General features: G+C 73.4%; 18 protein-coding genes and 1 riboswitch. Of the genes, 7 read left to right on the top strand and 11 right to left on the bottom strand.

Annotation, left to right across the window (positions count from 1 at the left end; genetic code table 11):
* Positions 1-21: 21 nt before the first annotated feature.
* Positions 22-1,611 (bottom strand): Rv2231c family pyridoxal phosphate-dependent protein CobC, encoded by a 1,590-nt coding sequence (gene cobC, locus AMK21_RS20640; RefSeq protein ID WP_073880056.1) that lies wholly within the window; start codon positions 1,609-1,611, stop codon positions 22-24.
* 185 nt (positions 1,612-1,796) lie between these two features.
* On the opposite strand from cobC, the gene AMK21_RS20635 reads away from it, so the two are divergent.
* Positions 1,797-2,519: a ZIP family metal transporter gene (locus AMK21_RS20635; protein WP_073880053.1), complete on the top strand. Its 723-nt coding sequence runs from the start codon at positions 1,797-1,799 to the stop codon at positions 2,517-2,519.
* Positions 2,520-2,589: 70 nt separating this feature from the next.
* Here AMK21_RS20635 and AMK21_RS20630 read toward each other — a convergent pair whose 3' ends face one another.
* The 7 genes from AMK21_RS20630 to AMK21_RS20600 all read right to left on the bottom strand — a co-directional run bounded on the left by AMK21_RS20630 (position 2,590) and on the right by AMK21_RS20600 (position 11,087).
* Positions 2,590-3,939 carry a cobyrinate a,c-diamide synthase gene (locus AMK21_RS20630; protein ID WP_073880051.1) on the bottom strand — a complete coding sequence of 450 codons (1,350 nt, stop codon included), beginning with the start codon at positions 3,937-3,939 and terminating at the stop codon, positions 2,590-2,592.
* Positions 3,933-4,532 (bottom strand): cob(I)yrinic acid a,c-diamide adenosyltransferase, encoded by a 600-nt coding sequence (gene cobO / locus AMK21_RS20625; protein ID WP_073880049.1) that lies wholly within the window; start codon positions 4,530-4,532, stop codon positions 3,933-3,935. The genes AMK21_RS20630 and cobO overlap by 7 nt, the downstream gene beginning before the upstream one ends.
* Entirely contained in the window at positions 4,532-6,568 is a 2,037-nt protein-coding gene (locus AMK21_RS20620; RefSeq protein WP_073880047.1) for a putative cobaltochelatase, read from the bottom strand. Before AMK21_RS20620 ends, cobO begins: the two co-directional genes overlap by 1 nt.
* On the bottom strand, positions 6,565-8,193 hold the full coding sequence (locus AMK21_RS20615) for a cobyric acid synthase (protein ID WP_073880045.1): 1,629 nt from the start codon (positions 8,191-8,193) through the stop codon (positions 6,565-6,567). The genes AMK21_RS20620 and AMK21_RS20615 overlap by 4 nt, the downstream gene beginning before the upstream one ends.
* Positions 8,190-9,170 (bottom strand): cobalamin biosynthesis protein, encoded by a 981-nt coding sequence (locus AMK21_RS20610; protein ID WP_073880042.1) that lies wholly within the window; start codon positions 9,168-9,170, stop codon positions 8,190-8,192. Before AMK21_RS20610 ends, AMK21_RS20615 begins: the two co-directional genes overlap by 4 nt.
* Before the next feature lie 125 nt (positions 9,171-9,295).
* Positions 9,296-9,430: riboswitch (cobalamin riboswitch) on the bottom strand.
* Positions 9,431-9,578: 148 nt separating this feature from the next.
* Entirely contained in the window at positions 9,579-9,806 is a 228-nt protein-coding gene (locus AMK21_RS20605) for a hypothetical protein (protein ID WP_073880040.1), read from the bottom strand.
* 12 nt (positions 9,807-9,818) lie between these two features.
* Positions 9,819-11,087, bottom strand: coding sequence for an inorganic phosphate transporter (locus AMK21_RS20600; protein ID WP_073880038.1), 1,269 nt, complete (start codon positions 11,085-11,087; stop codon positions 9,819-9,821).
* A 277-nt stretch (positions 11,088-11,364) separates the two neighbouring features.
* Between AMK21_RS20600 and AMK21_RS20595 the strand changes: the two genes are divergently transcribed.
* From AMK21_RS20595 to AMK21_RS20585, 3 genes are all read left to right on the top strand, one after another.
* Entirely contained in the window at positions 11,365-12,024 is a 660-nt protein-coding gene (locus tag AMK21_RS20595) for a class II aldolase/adducin family protein (RefSeq protein WP_073880036.1), read from the top strand.
* Positions 12,025-12,102: 78 nt separating this feature from the next.
* Positions 12,103-13,230, top strand: coding sequence for an alpha/beta hydrolase (locus tag AMK21_RS20590; protein ID WP_073880034.1), 1,128 nt, complete (start codon positions 12,103-12,105; stop codon positions 13,228-13,230).
* A 185-nt stretch (positions 13,231-13,415) separates the two neighbouring features.
* The gene (locus tag AMK21_RS20585; RefSeq protein WP_073880032.1) at positions 13,416-14,753 is read left to right on the top strand and encodes a hypothetical protein; all 1,338 of its coding nucleotides are present in this window, start codon (positions 13,416-13,418) and stop codon (positions 14,751-14,753) included.
* Positions 14,754-14,780: 27 nt separating this feature from the next.
* Here AMK21_RS20585 and AMK21_RS20580 read toward each other — a convergent pair whose 3' ends face one another.
* Complete coding sequence (locus AMK21_RS20580) at positions 14,781-15,194, bottom strand: VOC family protein (protein ID WP_073880030.1); 414 nt, start codon at positions 15,192-15,194, stop codon at positions 14,781-14,783.
* 5 nt (positions 15,195-15,199) lie between these two features.
* Complete coding sequence (locus AMK21_RS20575) at positions 15,200-15,370, bottom strand: hypothetical protein (RefSeq protein WP_199863261.1); 171 nt, start codon at positions 15,368-15,370, stop codon at positions 15,200-15,202.
* 105 nt (positions 15,371-15,475) lie between these two features.
* Here AMK21_RS20575 and AMK21_RS20570 point away from each other — a divergent pair, with 105 nt between their 5' ends.
* From AMK21_RS20570 to AMK21_RS20560, 3 genes are all read left to right on the top strand, one after another.
* A complete protein-coding gene (locus AMK21_RS20570; RefSeq protein ID WP_073880026.1) occupies positions 15,476-17,074 on the top strand; it encodes an ABC-F family ATP-binding cassette domain-containing protein in 1,599 nt (532 codons plus the stop codon).
* Positions 17,075-17,436: 362 nt separating this feature from the next.
* Complete coding sequence (locus AMK21_RS20565) at positions 17,437-17,658, top strand: helix-turn-helix domain-containing protein (RefSeq protein WP_006123601.1); 222 nt, start codon at positions 17,437-17,439, stop codon at positions 17,656-17,658.
* Positions 17,659-17,786: 128 nt separating this feature from the next.
* Positions 17,787-18,578: an enoyl-CoA hydratase/isomerase family protein gene (locus AMK21_RS20560; RefSeq protein WP_073880024.1), complete on the top strand. Its 792-nt coding sequence runs from the start codon at positions 17,787-17,789 to the stop codon at positions 18,576-18,578.
* A gap of 16 nt (positions 18,579-18,594) precedes the next feature.
* Here AMK21_RS20560 and AMK21_RS20555 read toward each other — a convergent pair whose 3' ends face one another.
* Entirely contained in the window at positions 18,595-19,407 is an 813-nt protein-coding gene (locus AMK21_RS20555) for a hypothetical protein (protein ID WP_073880022.1), read from the bottom strand.
* Positions 19,408-19,464: the final 57 nt, after the last annotated feature.

Below are 19,464 nucleotides of genomic sequence, written 5' to 3'. Positions count from 1 at the left end.
CGGGCTTGCCCCGAGGACCCCTCAGCGCCCCGTTCGCGCGGGCAGCGCCTGAACGGCCTGGTCCAGGGCCTGGAGGAAGCGGTTGGTCGTCGCCCGGTCGCGTACGGCCAGCCGCAGCCACTGCGGCCCGAGCCCCGGGAACGTGTCGCCGCGCCGGGCCGCGAAGCCCAGCAGCCGGAGCCGCTCGCGGATCTCCGCCGCCCGCGCCAGCCGCACCAGTACGAACGGGCCCCGGGCCTCCTCGACGGCCTGCACCTCGCTGAACTCCGCGAGCCCGGCCAGCAGATGGGCCCGGTCCACGGTGATCCGGTCCGCCGCCTCGGCAGCCTCCACCAGCGCCCGCGGCTCCATGCACGCCTGCGCCGCCGCCAGCGCCGGGGACGACACGGGCCACAGTGGCTGCGCCTCGGCGAGCAGCGCGATCGTCTCCGGGTGGGCCAGGACGTAACCGATCCGCAGCCCGGCCAGCCCCCAGGTCTTGGTGAGGCTGCGCAGCACGACCAGACCGGGGATGTCCGTCCGCCCGCACAACGCCTCGCGCTCGCCCGGCACGACGTCCATGAACGCCTCGTCGACCACCAGCGTCCGCCCCGGTCTGGCCAGCCGCTCCAGCAGGGCCGCCGGGTGCAGCACGGACGTCGGGTTGGTCGGGTTGCCGACCACCACCAGATCCGCCTCCTCCGGCACCGCCGCCGGATCGAGCCGGAAGCCGTCCTCCTCCCGCAGCAGCACCCGCCCCACCCCGTGCCCGGCCGCCCGCAGCGCCGCCTCCGGCTCGGTGAACTGCGGATGTACGACCAGCGGGCACCTGGCCGGGAGTGCCCGGGCGATCAGAACGAACGCCTCGGCGGCCCCCGCCGTCAACAGCACGCGTTCCACCGGCAGTCCGTGCCGCTCGGCGACCGCCTCCCGGGCCGGTGTGGCGTCGGGGTAGGCGGCCAGCGAGACGAGGGAGGCGGCTATCCGCTGGCGCAGCCACTCCGGTGGTGTGTGGGTACGGACGTTCACGGCGAGATCGGTCAGATTCTCGCCGCGCACCTCCGCGTCGCCGTGGTGGCGCAGGTCGGGCCCGGCGCTCTCGATGTCTCGCGTGGGGGGATGTGTGGGGGGATTCATGGCTGTCATGGTGAACGGCCGGGGGCCTTCCGTCACGAGTGGGGTGGAAGTTTTCTCGCCGGAAACAGGGAAAGGCGCGAGGACGGCCGGAAACCGGCGTGCCACGGCGCAGGTCGCGACCGCCGTACGGCTCGTGCCGACGGACTTCTCCACCACCAGCTCGTCCGCCTCGATCAGCGCCGCCGCCTCCGCGACCGACGGCGTCCCCACCGCCCCGTCGGCCGCGTCCGACGGGTGCGGCACGCGCACCCCCGCGAGCGCCGCCGCCGGGTACGTCCGCACCGGCACCCCGAGCCGGGCGGCGGCCCCCACGATCCCCGGCTCGTCCGCCTTCGCGTCGACGGTCGCCACCTCCACCACGTCGGCGGTACGCAGCCCCGCCCCGTGCAGGGTCTCCTCGATCAGGCCGTACACCTCGCCGAGCGGCGCTCCCCGTCGGGCACCGACCCCGATGACCAGGTTCCGCGCGCCGGGTTCGGGTGTGGGGGTCGTCATGGCGGAGCCTGCCTTTCAGATCAAGCGGTGGAGGGTGGAGCTGTTCCGTATACGGTCACGGATCCGGCCGTCGCACGGTTCGTCGTACGGGCGGACGAGGCCGCCGCGGACAGGGGCGCGGGTAAGGGCGCGGGTAAGGACACCCTGAGATGCGGTCGACCGGGTCGATCGACTAGCAAGACCCCATGGCGGTGTTCGTCGCGCTCGGCGCGTTCCTGATGACTCTGGCCGGCGGCTGGGTCGCGCAACGCGTCACGGACCGCCGCCATCTGGTGCTCGGTTTCGCGGGCGGGCTGATGCTCGGAGTGGTCGGCCTGGACCTCCTGCCGGAGGCGATGGAGGTCGCGGGGACACCGGTGTTCGGGGTGCCCGCCGCCCTGCTGCTGTTCGTCGGCGGCTTCCTGGTGGCCCATCTGGTCGAGGGGCTGCTCGCCGTACGCCAGGTGGCACACGGGGCGAGCGGTGAACGCGTCCCGCAGGTGGGGCTCACGGCGGCCGCCGCGATGGTCGGCCACAGCCTGATGGACGGCATCGCGCTCGGCGCCGCCTTCCAGGTCAGCGGAGCCATGGGCGTGGCCGTCGCGCTGGCGGTGATCAGTCATGACTTCGCCGACGGATTCAACACGTACACCCTCACCAGTCTCTACGGGAACGCCCGACGCAAGGCGCTCCTGATGCTGTTCGCGGCTGCCCTGGCACCGGTCGTGGGCGCCGCGACGACGCTGCTGTTCACCCTTCCGGAGGAACTGCTCGGCGGCTATCTCGGTTTCTTCGGCGGAGCGCTGCTCTACCTGGCCGCTGCGGAGATTCTTCCCGAGGCGCACCACACCCATCCCGCCCGCTCCACCCTTCTCTGCACCATCGGGGGCGTGGGCTTCATCTGGCTGGTGGTCGGCATCGCCGAGTGAGCCCGCGTACGCCCGCACCTGGCGCTGCCACGGACGCGCCGCCGGGGCAGTGACGCACCGCGCCGGCCGCTCACCGCGCCCGGCAGTGCTCCACGAAACGGCGGGCCACCTCGGGGGAGGCCGCCCAGTGCGTGTGCAGATAGCTGGCGTGCACGCCCCGCTGGACGTACCCCTCCACCCGCCGCTGCGGCTGGTGCATGCCCCACGCGGGCGCCGGCCCCGCCCCCGGCTCCAACGCCGTCCGGTGGAACTCATGGCCGCGCGTCCGGGTCCCGGCGACCGCGAGCGGACTGTCCGAGACCGCCACCGCCTGCCGGTACCCGAGCGTGAGCCGCTCCGACATCCGGGCCGTGGCGTCCAGCACCCCGCACATCGGCTTCCCGTCCAGCTCCCGCGCCAGATACAGCAGGCCGGCGCACTCGGCCGCCACCGGGGCGTCGCTCAGGGCCAGTTCGGTCACCGCCCGCCGCAACGGTTCGTTGGCCGACAGCTCGGGGGCGTACATCTCCGGGAACCCACCGCCGATCACGAGCCCCGCCGTGTCGGCCGGCAGTTTCTCGTCCCGCAGCGGGTCGAAGACCACGACCTCCGCACCGGCCGCCGTCAGCAGTTCGGCGTGCTCCGCGTACGCGAAGGTGAACGCCGCCCCGCCGGCCACGGCGACGACGGGCCGGGGCCTCTCCACGACGGCGTACGCCGGTTCCCACGCCTCGTCCGCAAGCGCGGGCGCACTCCGGGCCAGCGCCATCAGCGCGTCCAGATCACACCCGGCGCGCACCCGCTCACCCATGGCGCGTACGGCGTCCACCGCATCGCCCTGCCGCTCGGCCACCGGCACCAGACCCAGGTGGCGTGAGGGCGTCGCGACCTGGGGCGCCCGCCGCAGCACGCCGAGGACCGGAAGCCCCGACTCGTCCAACGCGTCCCGCAACAGCGCCTCGTGCCGGTCGGAGGCCACCTTGTTCAGGATCACGCCGCCGATCCGCACCTCCGGGTCCCAGGAGGCGAACCCGTGGACCAGGGCCGCCACGGACCGGGACTGGGAGGAGGCGTCCACGACCAGGACCACCGGCGCCCGCAGCAGCTTCGCCACCTGAGCGGTGGACGCCAGCTCCCCCTGCCCCGAGGCACCGTCGTACAGCCCCATCACGCCCTCGACCACGGCGAGGTCGCACTCCGCCGACCCGTGCGCGAAGAGCGGGGCGATGAGATCCGTCCCGCACATGTACGCGTCGAGATTGCGGCCGGGGCGGCCCGTCGCCAGCGAGTGGTACCCGGGATCGATGTAGTCCGGCCCCACCTTGTGCGGCGAGACGGCGAGCCCGCGTGCGGTGAAGGCGGCCATCAGGCCGGTGGCGACGGTGGTCTTGCCGCTGCCGGAGGCCGGAGCGGCGATGACCAGGCGGGGCACAGTCACCACTCGATGCCCCTCTGGCCCTTCTGCCCCGCGTCCATCGGGTGCTTGACCTTCGACATGTCGGTCACCAGGTCGGCGGCCTCGACGAGCGCGTCCGGCGCGTTGCGGCCGGTGATCACCACGTGCTGGGTGCCGGGCCGGTTCCGCATGACCTCGACGACCTCGTCGGTGTCGATCCAGCCCCAGTGCATCGGGTAGGCGAACTCGTCGAGCACATACAGCTTGTACGTCTCGGCCGCCAGGTCGCGCTTGACCTGCTCCCAGCCCTCGCGGGCCTTCTCCTCGTTGTCGAGCTGGCCGTCCCGCTGGACCCAGGACCAGCCCTCGCCCATCTTGTGCCAGTCGACGGTGCCGCCCTCGCCGCTCGCGCCCAGCACCTTCAGCGCGTTCTCCTCGCCGACCTTCCACTTCGCCGACTTCACGAACTGGAACACCCCGATCGGCCACCCCTGGTTCCAGGCCCGCAGCGCGAGCCCGAAGGCGGCGGTCGACTTGCCCTTCCCGATGCCCGTGTGGACGAACAGAAGCGGGCGGTTGCGCCGCTGACGGGTGGTGAGCCCGTCGTCCGGCACCGATGTCGGCTGTCCCTGCGGCATTAAGCGGCCCTCCCGGCTGCGGTGACGTCCTTGACGAGCCCGGCGATCGAGTCGGCCCGCAGCTCGTCGAGCGTGACGGCGGTGCCTCCCAGTTCCCGCGCGAGTTCCCCGGCGAGGCCGAGGCGTACGTACCCCGACTCGCAGTCCACGACGACCGAGGCCGTCCCCTCGGCCTGGTGCAGCCGCGCCGCCCGCCCCGCGAGCGCCACCGGCTCAGGCCCGCCGGTCGCCCGGCCGTCCGTGACGACGACGAGCAGGGGCCGGCGCGAAGGATCGCGCAGCCGCTCGACGCGCAGGACGTCATGGGCCTTGAGCAGGCCGGCGGCGAGCGGGGTACGCCCCCCGGTCGGCAGCGACTCCAGTCGGGACGCCGCCGCGTCCACGGACGAGGTCGGCGGCAGCGCCACCTCCGCCTGCTTGCCCCGGAAGGTGACCAGGCCGACCTTGTCCCGCCGCTGGTACGCGTCCAGCAGCAGCGACAGCACGGCCCCCTTGACCGCACTCATCCGCTGCCGGGCCGCCATCGACCCGGAGGCGTCCACGACGAACAGCACGAGGTTGCCCTCACGCCCCTCCCGGGTCGCCTGCCGCAGATCGTCCCGGCGCACCACGAGCCCGCGACCGGACCGCCCGCGCGCCCGCTGGTGCGGGGCGGCGGCCTGCACGGTGGCGGCCAGGTGCAGCTTGGTCAGAGCGCCCTGTGGCCGGACCGCTCCTGTGGTCCGACCATGCGCCGTGCGGGCCCGGGAACGCCGCCCGGCAGCGCCTTCCCCCAGCCCCGGCACGCTGAGCATCTTCGTACGGAACGGCTCGGCGGCGGCCACAGGCCGCTGCTCGGCCCCGGCGGACCGCCCGGGCGCGTCGGGAGCGCCTTCGGGGGCCTGGGACGGCGTGTCGTCGCCTTCTGAGGCCTGCGGCGGGGTGCGGTCGCCATCGGCCTGGGGCGGTACGTCACCGCCCCCACCGCCACCGCCACCACCGTCGGGGCCGGGGTCGGGATCGTCGTCGTGGCCCTGTCCCTCGTCCCCGGCGGCCTCCTCCAGGGTCTGGTCCAGCTTGTCCTCGTCAAGACCCGGCGCGTCGAACGGGTTGCGGCGCCGCCGGTGGGGGAGCGCCAGCAGAGCGGCCTGCCGTACGTCGTCGGCGGTGACCTCCTCGCGCCCGGCCCAGGCGGCGAGCGCGGTGGCGGTACGGGCCATCACGATGTCGGCCCGCATCCCGTCGACCTCGAACGCGGCACAGGTCGCGGCGATCTGCCGCAGCACGCCGTCACCGAGTACGACACGCGGCAGCAGGGCACGCGCGGCGGCGATGCGCTCCCGAAGCGCCGTCTCCTCCTCGGCCCAGCGCGCGGCGAACCCCTCGGGATCGTCGTCGTAGGCGAGCCGGCGCCGCACGACCTCCACCCGCTCGTCGGTGTCCCGGGAGGCGGCCACCTCGACGGTGAGCCCGAACCGGTCCAGCAACTGCGGCCTCAGCTCGCCCTCTTCGGGGTTCATCGTCCCGACCAGCAGGAACCGCGCCGCATGCCGTACGGAGACGCCTTCGCGCTCGACGTACGAGGCCCCCATGGCCGCCGCGTCCAGCAGCAGGTCCACCAGGTGGTCGTGGAGGAGGTTGACCTCGTCGACGTACAGGATCCCGCGGTGCGCGTCGGCCAGCAGCCCCGGCTCGAACGCCTTCACGCCCTCCGAGAGCGCCCGCTCGATGTCCAGCGCCCCCACGAGCCGGTCCTCGGACGCCCCGACGGGCAGCTCCACCGTCCGCGCCGGGCGCGACACACCGGCGGCCTCCGCGTGGGGCCCGTCGGGACACACCGGATCGGGGGAGACGGGATCACAGGAGAACCGGCACCCCGGTACGACGGAGACCTCGGGCACGAGCGCGGCCAGTGCCCGCACGGCGGTGGACTTGGCGGTGCCCTTCTCGCCCCGCACGAGCACACCACCGACGGCCGGACTGACCGCGTTCAGCAACAGCCCGAGCCGCAGGTCGTCCTGCCCGACGATCGCGGTGAAGGGATACGGCGTACTCACTTGGCCTCCTCGTTGACATGCTCTTCGGCTTCGACGTGACCGGTCACCACAAGTTCCTTCGGCGATAGAGGAGCGGGGCCCGGGGCAGCGCCCCGGCTCTCCGCCGCCCCCGCACCCGACGGCGGCGCCCCCGGCGGCACGAACGGCAACCCCGTCGGCGCGCCCTCCTCGATCAACCGCCACAGCGCATCCGTGTCCGCGTGCTCCTCCACCAGATCCCCCAGCCGATCCAGCTGCTCCTCCCGCAGCACCCCGAAGCTCGTGTCCGGCGCAGGCACGAACCGCCGCCCCGCACCCCGGGCCACCTCCTCCAGGAACCGCCGCCGGAACCCGTCGCTCTCCAGCGACCCGTGCCAGTGCGTCCCCCACACCGCCCCCACCCGGCACCCGTCCAGGAACGGCTCCCCGCCCCGCACATCGGCGACCCCGTGGTGGATCTCGTACCCCTCCACCGGCTCGCCCAGCGCCGAACCCACCGGCCGCGCCAGCGTCTTGGCCCGGTCGAAACGCACCCGCACGGGCAGCAGCCCCAGCCCCTCCACGACCCCCGCCCGCGACTCCACCTCGTCCTCGATCCGCTCTCCGAGCACCTGGAACCCCCCGCAGATCCCCAGCACCGGCCGCCCCTCCGCCGCCCGCCGGAGCAACGCGTCCGCGAGCCCCCGCTCCCGCAGCCAGGCCAGCGCCTTGACCGTGCCGCGCGTCCCGGGCACGACGACCAGGTCCGCGTCGGCCAGCTCGTCGGGCCGGTCCACGAACCGCACGACGACGCCCGGTTCGGCGGCCAGCGCGTCCACGTCCGTGAAGTTCGACATCAACGGCACCGCGCAGACCGCGACCCGCAACACGTCCTCCCCACGGGGCGGCGCCACGACCGACTCCCGTACCGCACCCCGCAAGGAGACCCGCAGGCCGTCCTCCTCGTCGATACCGAGCCCATGGGTGAACGGCAGCACCCCGTACGTCCGCCGCCCGGTCAGCCCGTACAGCATGTCCAGGCCCGGCTCCAGCAGCGAGACGTCACCCCGGAACTTGTTCACCAGGTAGCCCGCGACCAGCGACTGGTCCTCCGCGCTGAGCAGCGCCGTCGTCCCGAAGAAGGAGGCGAAGACCCCGCCCCGGTCGATGTCCCCGACCACCAGAACGGGAAAGCGGGCCGCCCGCGCGATCCCCATGTTCACGATGTCCGTACGCCGGAGGTTGATCTCGGCCGGCGACCCGGCCCCCTCGCAGATCACCGCGTCGTACGTCGACCGCAGCTGCTCCAGGCAGTCCGTGACGGTCCCGAGCAGCGCCTCCTGCCGGCCCCCGTGGTAACCCCGGGCGCTCATCTCGCCCACCGGCTTCCCCATCAGGACGACCTGGCTGGACCGGTCGCTGCCGGGCTTCAGCAGTACCGGGTTCATCAGAGCGGTCGGCTCCACCCGGGCGGCCTGCGCCTGCATGGCCTGGGCGCGCCCGATCTCCGCACCCTCGCGGGTCACGAAGGAGTTGAGGGACATGTTCTGCGCCTTGAAGGGCGCGACCTTCACGCCCCGGCGCACCAGCCAGCGGCAGATGCCCGCCGTGACGACGCTCTTGCCCGCGTCCGATGTGGTCCCCGCGACCAGCAGCCCACCGCTCATGCCCGACCCCGCCTCTGTCCTGTCGACGACCGTCCCGCGACCACGCGCCCCACGACCATCCGGCCCACCACGCACACCCCGAGAGCCAGCACACTCACGCGGCGCGACAACCGGACCGCGCGCTCGATGTCGGAACTCCGGACCTCCCGGCCCGACTCCCCGTTCAGGACCGGCCGGTGCTCGACGCGCCCCGCGTACGCCAACGTCCCGCCGAGCCGTACGCCGAGCGCCCCCGCGAACGCGGCCTCCACCGGCCCCGCGTTCGGGCTCGGGTGACGCCCCGCATCCGCCTTCCAGGCGCGTACGGCCTCCGAGGGCCGCCCGCCGCCCACCACGGCCAGCGCGGCCGTCAGCCGCGCCCCGGGCCACCCCGCGAGGTCGTCCAGGCGGGCCGAGGCCCAGCCGTAGCGGCGGTGGCGGGGGGACTTGTGGCCGACCATCGCGTCGAGCGTGTTCACGGCCCGGAAGCCGACGAGCCCCGGCACCCCGCCGATCGCGCCCCACACCAGCGCGCCCACGACGGCGTCCGAGGTGTTCTCCGCGACCGACTCCACGACGGCACGGGCGATCTGCGGCCCGTCCAGGGAGTGCGGATCACGCCCGCACAGGTGCGGCAGCCGCTCCCGCGCCACCTCCAGGTCCCCGGCGGCCAGCGCGCCCCCGATGGCGCGGGCCTCCCGGCCCAGCGACGTCCCGCCGACGACCGACCAGGTGGTGGCGGCCGTCAGCGCGACGGCGAGCGCGGGCCGCTCCCGTACGGCACGGGCGGCCAGTGCCGCGGCCCCCGCGGCGCCTCCGGCGCACAGCAGGGTGTGCAGCGCTCCCCGGCCCCGGTCGTCCCGCCACAGCAGGGACTCCACCCGCGCGGCGGCCCGGCCGAAACCGGCGACGGGATGACCCCGGCGCGGGTCGCCGAGAGCGGCGTCGGCGATCAGGCCGGCGACGGCGCCGTACGCGAAGACACGGTCGGCACGCACGGTTCAGCCCGCCATGGGCAGAGGTGATCCGGCAGGAAGAGGCACTGGATGCGGCGCACGGCGGCCGGGCATGGCTTATGTCCTCACTCAGGGTCCGCGCCCTGGTTCGACGTGACCGGCGACAAGAGTCTCCTGGCTTCCCGGATCCGCAGTTCCCCCGGCCTTCCAGCCCGCGTTGCGAGGGCCGTGACATCCGGTGTGGGGGAGTGCTCCCCGGTGACAGTGGCGGGACCGCGCCGGATTCGCACCGGCTTCCTCTTCTGTCGCCGTAAATGGCTCCGGCAGTCCACCACGCTGCGAGAACGGCCGTCAACTTGCTGTTGACCTGCGGAGCTCCAGTGTGCGCAGACGCACATCGGGCCGGACACACGGTGGTGTGTCCGGCCCGAAGGAGTGCGGTGGGTCGCGTCAGGCGACGATCAGATAGATCCCGTACGCGACCGCTCCCACGCAGAGCGCGAAGCAGGCGTACGCGCTGGTGCGCGCCAGCACGGCCGAGGCGCCGGAGGCGCCGCCGGCCGGGGCCGACAGCTTGGAGAGGGCGACGATGCCCAGGGTGAACACGCCGACCAGTGCGACGGTGACCACGAGACTGACACCGAAGACGGAGGCGAGAGCTGCCCAGTCGATTTTCATACGGATCTGTCCTTACACCGTGGCCGCGGGGCGGGGCGTGTCGTCGGGTGCCGCGGCCGGGGCCGGGATGGTGGCCGAGAGGTCGGAGACCGCACTGGCGGTGGGCGGCGGAGCGACCGCGGCCATGGCGGTGGTGACGACGCCCCGCGGCTCGTCCGCCGTCGCGTCCTCGGTGTCGTTGACGTTGGTGTGGTCCACCGGCTGGCGGCGCGAGGCCAGCCAGATGGCGAAGGAGCCGCCGACCAGCAGGATCGCGGTGGCGGTGATGCCCCACGGGCCCTGCTTGGTGAGGAACTCGGCACCTGCGCCGACCAGACCCGCGGCCGGGAGCGTCAGGCCCCAGGCGACGAACATCCGGGTGGCGGTGGACCAGCGGACCACGCCGCCCTTGCGGCCGAGGCCCGCGCCCATCACGGCACCCGAGCACGACTGGGTGGTGGAGAGCGAGAAGCCGAGGTGCGAGGAGGCCAGGATGACGGTGGCCGCGCTGGTCTGGGCGGCGAAGCCCTGCGGCGGCTGGAGGTCGGTCAGGCCCTTGCCCATGGTGCGGATGATGCGCCAGCCGCCGAGGTAGGTGCCGAGCGCGATGGCGACACCGGCGGAGACGATGACCCACATCGGCGGGTTGGAGCCGGGGGCGAGGACGCCGCCGGTGACCAGGGCCAGGGTGATGATGCCCATCGTCTTCTGGGCGTCGTTGGTGCCGTGGGCGAGCGAGACGAGACCGGCCGAGGCGATCTGGCCGGCTCGGTAGCCCTTGGCCGTCGACTTGAGCTGGTTCTCGTCGGTGACGTTCCGGTTGATCCGGTACGTCAGCTTCGCGGCCAGCATGGCGGCGAGACCGGCGACCAGCGGGGCGGCGATCGCGGGGAGCAGCACCTTGGTGACGACGGTGCCGCCGTTGATCGAGGACCAGCCGGCCGACATCACGGCGGCGCCGATCAGACCGCCGAACAGGGCGTGGGACGAGCTGGAGGGCAGGCCGACCAGCCAGGTCAGCAGATTCCACAGGATGGCGCCGACGAGCGCCGCGAAGATGACCTCGGTTCTGAGGCCGTTCTCGTTGACGATCCCGCCGGAGATCGTCTTGGCGACCTCCACTGACAGGAACGCGCCGACGAGGTTGAGAACGGCGGACATGGCCACCGCCGTCTTGGGCTTCAGTGCGCCGGTCGAGATGGTCGTAGCCATCGCGTTGGCGGTGTCGTGGAAACCGTTCGTGAAATCGAACACGAGAGCTGTCACGACCACAATCGCGAGCAGCAGCGTGATGTGTTCCATTTACCCAGGCAATCGTTCGACGTCAGTGGCTCGTGGACCGTAGGCAACCTGGGTGAACGGAAGATGAACTGGGCGGGGCGCTGTGGTGACTCGAATCGGAGTGCGGTGATTCCGTTTGTGTGCGCGAGGGGCTGCGGGAGGTCGGTGGGGCACCGGCTGGTCTGCCCTTTACTCCTCGTTGGCGAAGTTTTTGACGGTCACATCCGGCCCCGGAAGAGATCCCGGTCACGTGGGGGATGACGTTCCGGTTTCGACCCACCGCCCCTACGCTCACCCCATGAGCGAGCAGCAGCCGGAATCAGTGGCCCTGGCCTGGCGTGACGTGGTCGCCACCGCCCGCCGGAGCGCCGCCGAGGGCTTGGTCGTCGGCACCTCCGGCAATGTGTCGGCCCGCGTCGGAGACCTGGTCCTGGTGACCCCCAGCGGGGTGCCCTACGACCGGCTCGGACCCGGGGACGCCGTCGGCGTCGACCTGGACGGCCGGCAGGTGCTCGGGGAGCTGAAGCCGACCAGCGAACTCCCCCTCCACCTCGCGGTCTACGGGGAGACCGACGCCGCCGCCGTGGTCCACACCCACGCCGTGCACGCCACCGCCGTCTCCACCCTCGTCACCGAGGTGCCGCTCGTGCACTACGCGGCCGCCATCCTCGGCGGCCCCGTCCGCACCGCCCCCTACGCCCGCTACGGCACCCCGGAGCTGGCCGGTGCCATGCTCACCGCCCTCCGCGGCCGCACCGGCTGCCTGCTGGCCAACCACGGCACCGTCACCTACGGCTCCACCCTCGCCCAGGCCTACGAGCGCACCGCCCAGCTGGAGTGGCTCTGCCGCCTCTGGCTCACCGCGAGCGCGCTGCCGGGCCGCACTCCGGCGCTGCTCGGCGAGGCCCAGCTGGCCGAGGTGACCGAGGCGCTCAAGGGGTACGGGCAGCCCGGCTGACCCGGTGCACCTCCGCCCGCCGCACCGGACGGCCCCCGCCCACTGGCATCGCGCCGCCCGCCCCACGACACTGAAGCGGTGCGCCCGGCAACTGCGACGGCAACGGCCGTCACCACGATCCTCGGCGTCGGCGCGGCAGCGGTCGCGGCCGGCCGGTACGCCAGCGACGCCGCCCTCAAGTCGGCGCCCGGACGTCCCCTCCCCACCGACCGCAGACTCACCGTGCACGCCACGGGGATCCGGCGGATCACCCTGACCCGCTCCCTCACGGCGCTCCGCCCGGGTACGTACGGGATCGAGGGCCCCGGTGTCCACGCCGTGGTCGGCCCCGTGGTCGAAGGGGCCGAGTCCACCGCCGACACCGTCGTCCGCACCCTGGAGCGGGTCACCCACGGCATCCTGGAGCCGGGCGACACGGTCCGCCTCACCCCCGAGGTGCACCGGGGGGACCCGGGCGCCGCCCTCGGCCTGGAGTACCGGGAGGTCGAGATCCCCGGCGAGCTGGGCGGACTGCCCGCCTGGTGGGTCCCCGGCGACCGCGACACCTGGGTCGTCACCGCGCACGGCCTCGGCACCACCCGCGAGCACCCCATGAACCTGATGGGCTTCCTGAGCGAACAGCAGCTCCCCGTGCTGGACCTCGCCTACCGGGGGGACGCCGGAGCCCCCCGCCCCGCCGACGGCCTCGGCCACCTCGGCGCCTCCGAATGGCGCGACCTGGACGCCGCGATGCGCTTCGCCGTCCGCTACGGTGCCCGGAACGTGATCCTGTACGGCTGGTCCACCGGCGCCTCCATGGCCCTGCACGCCGCGGTCAACTCCCCGTTGCGCGAGCGCGTCAGCGGCCTCGTCCTGGACTCCCCGGTCCTGGACTGGCCGACCACACTGCGCGCCCTGGCCGCCGCCCGCGGAGTCCCCGCCGCCCTGCTGCCGCTGGCCGTCCGCGCCGCCCAGGGCCGGACCGGCATGACCTCGGCCCCGCTCCTGGAGGCCTCCCTGGCCGATGCGCTGCCGGCCCCGACGCTGATCGCGCACGGCCCGGACGACACGATCGCCCCCTGGGGCCCGTCGCGGGCGATCGCCGCCCGCCGGCCGGACCTGGTCAGCCTCCACGCCGTACCGCAGGCTCCGCATGCGTCGATGTGGAACGCGGATCCCGCCCGTTACGAAGAAACCCTCAGGCGCTTCCTCACGCCTCTGATGTGAGGTGATGCGGGGATCGGTCCTTGTGGTCACCGCACCGGCGGTAACCGGGCGGGGACCGGGGAAACACCTTCCGTTTGGGCTTTCGGGCCGTCAGAGGCAAGACTGCTCCCGTGACGTCCCGTACCCCGCGCGACTCCAGGCTGCGACTTGTCCGCCCGCGACCCCTCGCCACCGCCCGCAGGGCTGTGTCCACCCGGCGCACCAGGCCGGCCCCCCGCCCCCCCGAGGGCACCCCGCCCCGCACCGAGCTGGCCCGCCAGGCCCGGGCGGTCCTCGCCGACGCCGTACGCATCGCCCACTGGGCCGCCGGCGCCCCCGCCCCCGTCCCCGGAAGCGCCGCGCCACTCGCCACCCAGGCCCTCGAACGGGCCGCGACGGCCCTGGAACTCTCCCCGGCACAGGTGCGTGCGGGCTGGGACCGGGCCCGGTTGGCCGGCCTGATCGAGCTGCACGGCGACACCGCCCGCCCCGGCTGGCGGCTGCGCGCCTGGGACCGGGACGACTCGGCCGTGCTGCGCGGCTGGGTCGCGCTCTTCGACGCCTGGTCGCTCGTCCACGCCGCCCCCGAGGGCATCGAGACCGGTGCGGTCGCCGAAGCCGTCGAGGCCGTGCCCCAGGTGCTCTCCCTCCTCCAGCTCTCCGCGGGCCCCGTCGCCGTACCCGCCCTCCTCGACCTCCTCGCCCAGCGCATCGCCGAACTCCAGGAGGAGCGCTGCGAAGTGCCGTACGGTGCCGGCCGCGCGGCCACCGAGAGCACTCCGGCCACCGGACGCCCCGCACCCGCCCCGGACCGCAGCGCCGACCTCGACGCCCTGCTGCTCGACTGGGCCCTGGAAGGCCTCGCCGCCGTCGGCGCCCTGACCCTCGGCAACGGGCACGCCACCCTCACCCCGCTCGGCAACTGGGCGGTCTGGGTCAAGCTGGAGCAGATCTGCGTCGCCGCCCAGAGCCCGGCCGGAAACATCGAGCAGTCCGCCGCCGACATGCTCCTCGGCTGCGCCCGGCTCACCCCTGGACCGGCCCGCGCCGAATACCGGGCCTGGCTCGCCGCCCGTACGGTCGGCAGCGCCGTCGCCGAACTCCTCGCCGTAGCCCGGGGCGAGGACGCGCTGCTGCGGGGACTGGCCTTCGAAGCGCTCCGGGTCGTCGGCGCCCCCGCCGAGCCCGAGGTCCGCGCCGTGGTCACCCATCCGTCGCTGCGGCCCTACGCGCTGCTCTGGCTCGCCGAGTACGAGGGGGCGGACCCGGACGACGCGCAGGAGATCCTCAGCCGCGAGGAGGCCACCTGGCTCTGGGTCGACACCGCCGCCGCCGTCGCCGACCACGGCGAGACCGGTCTGCTGGTGCGCCACCTCGACTCCGCCGTCCAGGGCACCGTCCCGGCCCTCCTCGACGAGGTCAGAGCCGTCGGCCACCCGCGCACGGTCCAGGTGCTGGTCGCGCTGGCCGCCGCCCACCCGGACCCGGCCCTGGCCAAGGCGGTCCGCCGGGCCGCGTTCCAGGTCCACACCGGCGGAGCCTGAGCCCCGCGTCCCCGGTGTCCGCCGAGCTCAGCCGGCGGACCCCGGGGCATACGTCCCGAAGCTCCATACGTTGCCCTCGGCGTCCCGCGCCATGTAGTCCCGCGAGCCGTAGTCCTGGTCCGTCGGCTCCCTCAGGATCTCCACGCCGAAATCCCGGGCCCGGGCGAAGTGCTCGTCCACGTCGCCCACCACCACGTACACCCCCGCCGGGCCCGCACCCGCCATCGCCCGGGCGAACACGCCGTCCCCGCCCTTGGAGCCGAGCATCACCCTGCCGTTGCCGCAGGACAGCTCGGCGTGCAGCACGCTGCCCGTCTCGCCCTCGTAGACCGCTTCCTCGGTGAAGCCGAGGCCCTCCGTCAGCGTCCTGATCGCGGCCTTCGCGTCGTCGTAGAGGACCGTCGGGTAGATCGTCGGAACACCCTTCGCCACGCCTGTCATCGCACTCACCTCTTCTGTGATCTGCGCGGGCTGTCGACCCGCTCGCCGAGCTGTTCGGGGCCGATGCCGAACAGCAGCCCCAGGATCAGGGCGATCACCCCCACAATGCCGCCGCCCACGGTGGCCCGCCCGCCCGGGATCCGGCTGCCGCGCACGTCCCGGAAAAGCAGTTGCACACCGCCGGTAGAATGGGGCCTATGGCCATTCTCCTTGCGCATTAGCGGCGTCGAGAGACCTCCGCCCTCGTCCCTTCGCCGTCCATACTGCCCTGGAGTTCTTCCGTGATCACCGCCTCCGGCATCGAGCTGCGCGCCGGCGCCCGCATCCTCATCGAGTCCGCCTCCTTCCGTATCGCCAAGGGCGACCGCATCGGCCTGGTCGGCCGTAACGGCGCGGGCAAGACCACCCTCACCAAGTGCCTCGCGGGTGAGGGGACCCCCGCGGGCGGCACCATCACCCGCTCCGGCGAGGTCGGCTACCTCCCGCAGGACCCGCGCACCGGCGACCTGGAGATCCTCGCCCGCGACCGCATCCTCTCCGCCCGGGGTCTCGACGAGATCCTGCGCAAGATGCGCGAGAACGAGGAGCGGATGGCGAACGGCAAGGGTGCCACCCGCGAGAAGGCGATGAAGAAGTACGAGCGCCTGGAGACGGAGTTCCTCACCAAGGGCGGGTACGCCGCCGAGGCCGAGGCCGCCACCATCGCCGCCGCGCTCAGCCTGCCCGACCGGGTGCTCGGCCAGCCCCTGCATACGCTCTCCGGTGGTCAGCGCCGCCGCGTCGAGCTGGCCCGGATCCTCTTCTCGGACGCCGACACCCTGCTCCTCGACGAGCCCACCAACCACCTCGACGCGGACTCGATCGTCTGGCTGCGCGACTACCTGAAGAACTACCGCGGCGGCTTCGTCGTGATCTCCCACGACGTCGAGCTCGTCGAGACCGTGGTCAACAAGGTCTTCTACCTCGACGCCAACCGCTCGCAGATCGACGTCTACAACATGGGCTGGAAGCTCTACCAGCAGCAGCGCGAGGCCGACGAGAAGCGCCGCAAGCGCGAGCGCCAGAACGCCGAGAAGAAGGCCGCGACCCTCAACGCGCAGGCCGACAAGATGCGCGCCAAGGCCACCAAGACCGTCGCCGCCCAGAACATGGCCAAGCGCGCCGACCGGCTGCTCTCCGGTCTGGAGGCCGTGCGGGTCTCCGACAAGGTCGCCAAGCTGCGCTTCCCCGACCCCTCGCCCTGCGGCAAGACCCCGCTGATGGCGGAGGGCCTCTCCAAGTCGTACGGCTCGCTGGAGATCTTCACCGACGTCGACCTGGCCATCGACAAGGGCTCGCGCGTCGTCATCCTCGGCCTCAACGGCGCCGGCAAGACCACACTGCTTCGCCTGCTCGGCGGCGCCGAGAAGCCCGACACCGGCCAGGTCATCGAGGGCCACGGCCTCAAGCTCGGCTACTACGCCCAGGAGCACGAGACCCTCGACCCGGATCGCACGGTCCTGGAGAACATGCGCTCCGCCGCGCCCGACCTCGACCTCGTCGCGGTCCGCAAGACGCTCGGCTCGTTCCTCTTCTCGGGCGACGACGTCGACAAGCCGGCCGGGGTGCTCTCCGGCGGCGAGAAGACCCGGCTCGCGCTGGCGACCCTGGTCGTCTCCTCCGCCAACGTGCTCCTGCTCGACGAGCCGACGAACAACCTCGACCCCGCCAGCCGCGAGGAGATCCTCGGCGCGCTGCGCACCTACAAGGGCGCTGTCGTCCTCGTCACCCACGACGAGGGCGCGGTCGAGGCGCTCCAGCCGGAGCGGATCATCCTGCTCCCGGACGGCGTCGAGGACCTCTGGGGTGCCGACTACCGGGACCTCGTCGCCCTCGCCTGACCCGTCCGGAGGGAGCGCCGGCCCTCTCCGGACGGATCTCCGGCCCCTCCGGATAGATCATTCGGCCTACGCGTGATCCACCATCTGCGTGAGGACGTCTCGTACCCCGGTGGGGCGCCCGGCGCTCACCCGCCACGCGCCCCTTTCCGGGGCCTTGCTCCCCGTACGGCTCTGACCTGCCGGTTCTTTAGCCGGTACGGTCCCCATGCCTCTGCGGTCCGCCGGAATACAGGATTCCGATCGTGTCCGGGTGCTCTCCGGTCCGGAATCCGGTCACACCGACCTTGCCGAATGGGTGGCCAGGAAGCGCGGGAGGGGTGATCATGAGAGTCCAGAGCGCACTTCCCATAGAGGAGGCACGGGTGGCCGAGACTCTGAAGAAGGGCAGCCGGGTGACCGGCGCCGCGCGTGACAAGCTCGCGGCAGACCTGAAGAAGAAGTACGACTCCGGTGCGAGCATCAGGGCGCTGGCCGAGGAAACCGGCCGCTCCTACGGGTTCGTCCACCGGATGCTCAGTGAGTCCGGAGTGACGCTGCGAGGACGCGGCGGAGCCACACGAGGCAAGAAGGCCGCTTCGGCCTGAGTGCCCGGAGGTGTGAGGGCTCATCGGAATTCGGGGTGGCCACCCGGCTGACCGTGAGGTCGTCCGGGTGGTTACTGTTCAGTCACTTAGATTCTGAGTGCTGACTGCACCCGATCCGGAGGCGCCCCATGACCTCGCTCGACCCTGTGCTCGACAAGGACGGCGTACGGCTCACCGTCGAAGACGCGGTTGCCACCGTGACGCTCACCAACCCGGCCAAGCGCAACGCCCAGTCTCCCGCTCTCTGGCGGGCGTTGACCGAGGCCGGACGGGTGCTGCCCGGCGATGTCCGCGTCGTGGTGCTCCGCGGCGAGGGCAGGTCCTTCTCCGCGGGCCTCGACCGGCAGGCGTTCACCCCCGAGGGGTTCGACGGCGAGCCGTCCTTCCTCGACATGGCGCGCGGCCCGGAGGCCGAGCTCGACGCGACCATCGCCGAGTACCAGGAGGCGTTCACCTGGTGGCGCCGCAACGACCTCGTGTCGATCGCGACGGTCCAGGGCCACGCCATCGGCGCCGGCTTCCAGCTCGCCCTCGCCTGCGATCTGCGGATCGTCGCCGAGGACGTCCAGTTCGCCATGCGCGAGACCAGCCTCGGCCTCGTCCCCGACCTCACGGGCACCCACCCCCTGGTGAACCTCGTGGGGTACGCCCGCGCGCTCGAGATCTGCGCCACCGGGCGGTTCGTGCACGCCGAGGAGGCCGAGCGCACCGGCCTCGCCAACCTCGTGGTCCCCGCCGACCAGCTCGACGCGGCGGCCCGCGACCTGGCCGCCGCCCTGATTTCCGCACCCCGCGACGCCGTCGTGGAGACCAAGGCCCTGCTGGCCGGCGCCGTCTCGCGTACGTACGAGGAGCAGCGCGCCGCCGAGCGCGCCGCCCAGGGCCGCAGGCTGCGCGACCTGGCGGGCATCACCGACTAGCGGGCATCACCGGGCGTCAACGGGTATCACCGGACGCCTCGACCACGTCGGTGACCAGCACCGACACCGGCAGCCGGTCCGCCGTGGCCGCCGACACCGCCGTGCGCACCGACCGGGCCACATCGAGAGCCCGGTGGTCCCCGGCCGTCGCCACCTCGACCCGGATGTGGTCCTCGGCGGTGTGCACCGCACCGCCCAGGACCCGGGTCAGCGCGACGACACCGGGCACCCCGGCGGCGGCCGCCGCGGCCGGCCCCTCCGCCTTCGTATCCGCCCTCGCGACCGGGGCCGGGGCCGGCGGGGAGTGCGCGGCGGCCGGGTCCGTCACCTGATCGGGCGCAGCGTCGTCGAGCAATGCCGTCACCCGCAGGTCCACCTCCGCGATCTCCAGTCCGAGCCGGGCGGCGGCCGCCGTGACGAGCGCCACGCGCAGGGCGGCCGCCGCGTCCGGCAACGGGCGGTCCCCGGCCGCCCGGAACTCCGCCTCGATCCTCAGCGGCCCCGGCGGCAGGCCGCTCGGCGGCGCCGGAGGCACGGCGGGGCCCGCCTCCGCCCGGACGCCTGCTCCCGCCGGCCCCCCCGTTCCCACCGGGCGATCCGCCCCCGCCCGCGTATCCGCACCGGCGGCCTCCCGGGCCGGTCCGATCCTCAGCGTCCCCAGCACCGCCCCCGGCACGGCCGCCCCGCGCAGCACCGAGGCCGCCGCGGTCTCCGCGATCCAGGCGCCGTCCACGGCGCCACCCAGGGGGAGCAGTCTGCCGAGGCCCAGGCGTTGCCGTACCGCGGCTGTCCATTTGTCGGCCCTCTGCGGGCTCCGCTCCGTCGTCATCGCCCCAGCCTGCCGTATCCACAGCGCGAGACCGGGCAAGCGCACTTAACGTGGGCG

This window comes from Streptomyces sp. CB00316, assembly GCF_001905595.1.
Classification (GTDB): Bacteria; Actinomycetota; Actinomycetes; order Streptomycetales; family Streptomycetaceae; genus Streptomyces.
The sequence above is the reverse complement of the archived record's forward strand: the minus strand, read 5'-3'. Positions and strand labels throughout refer to the sequence as shown.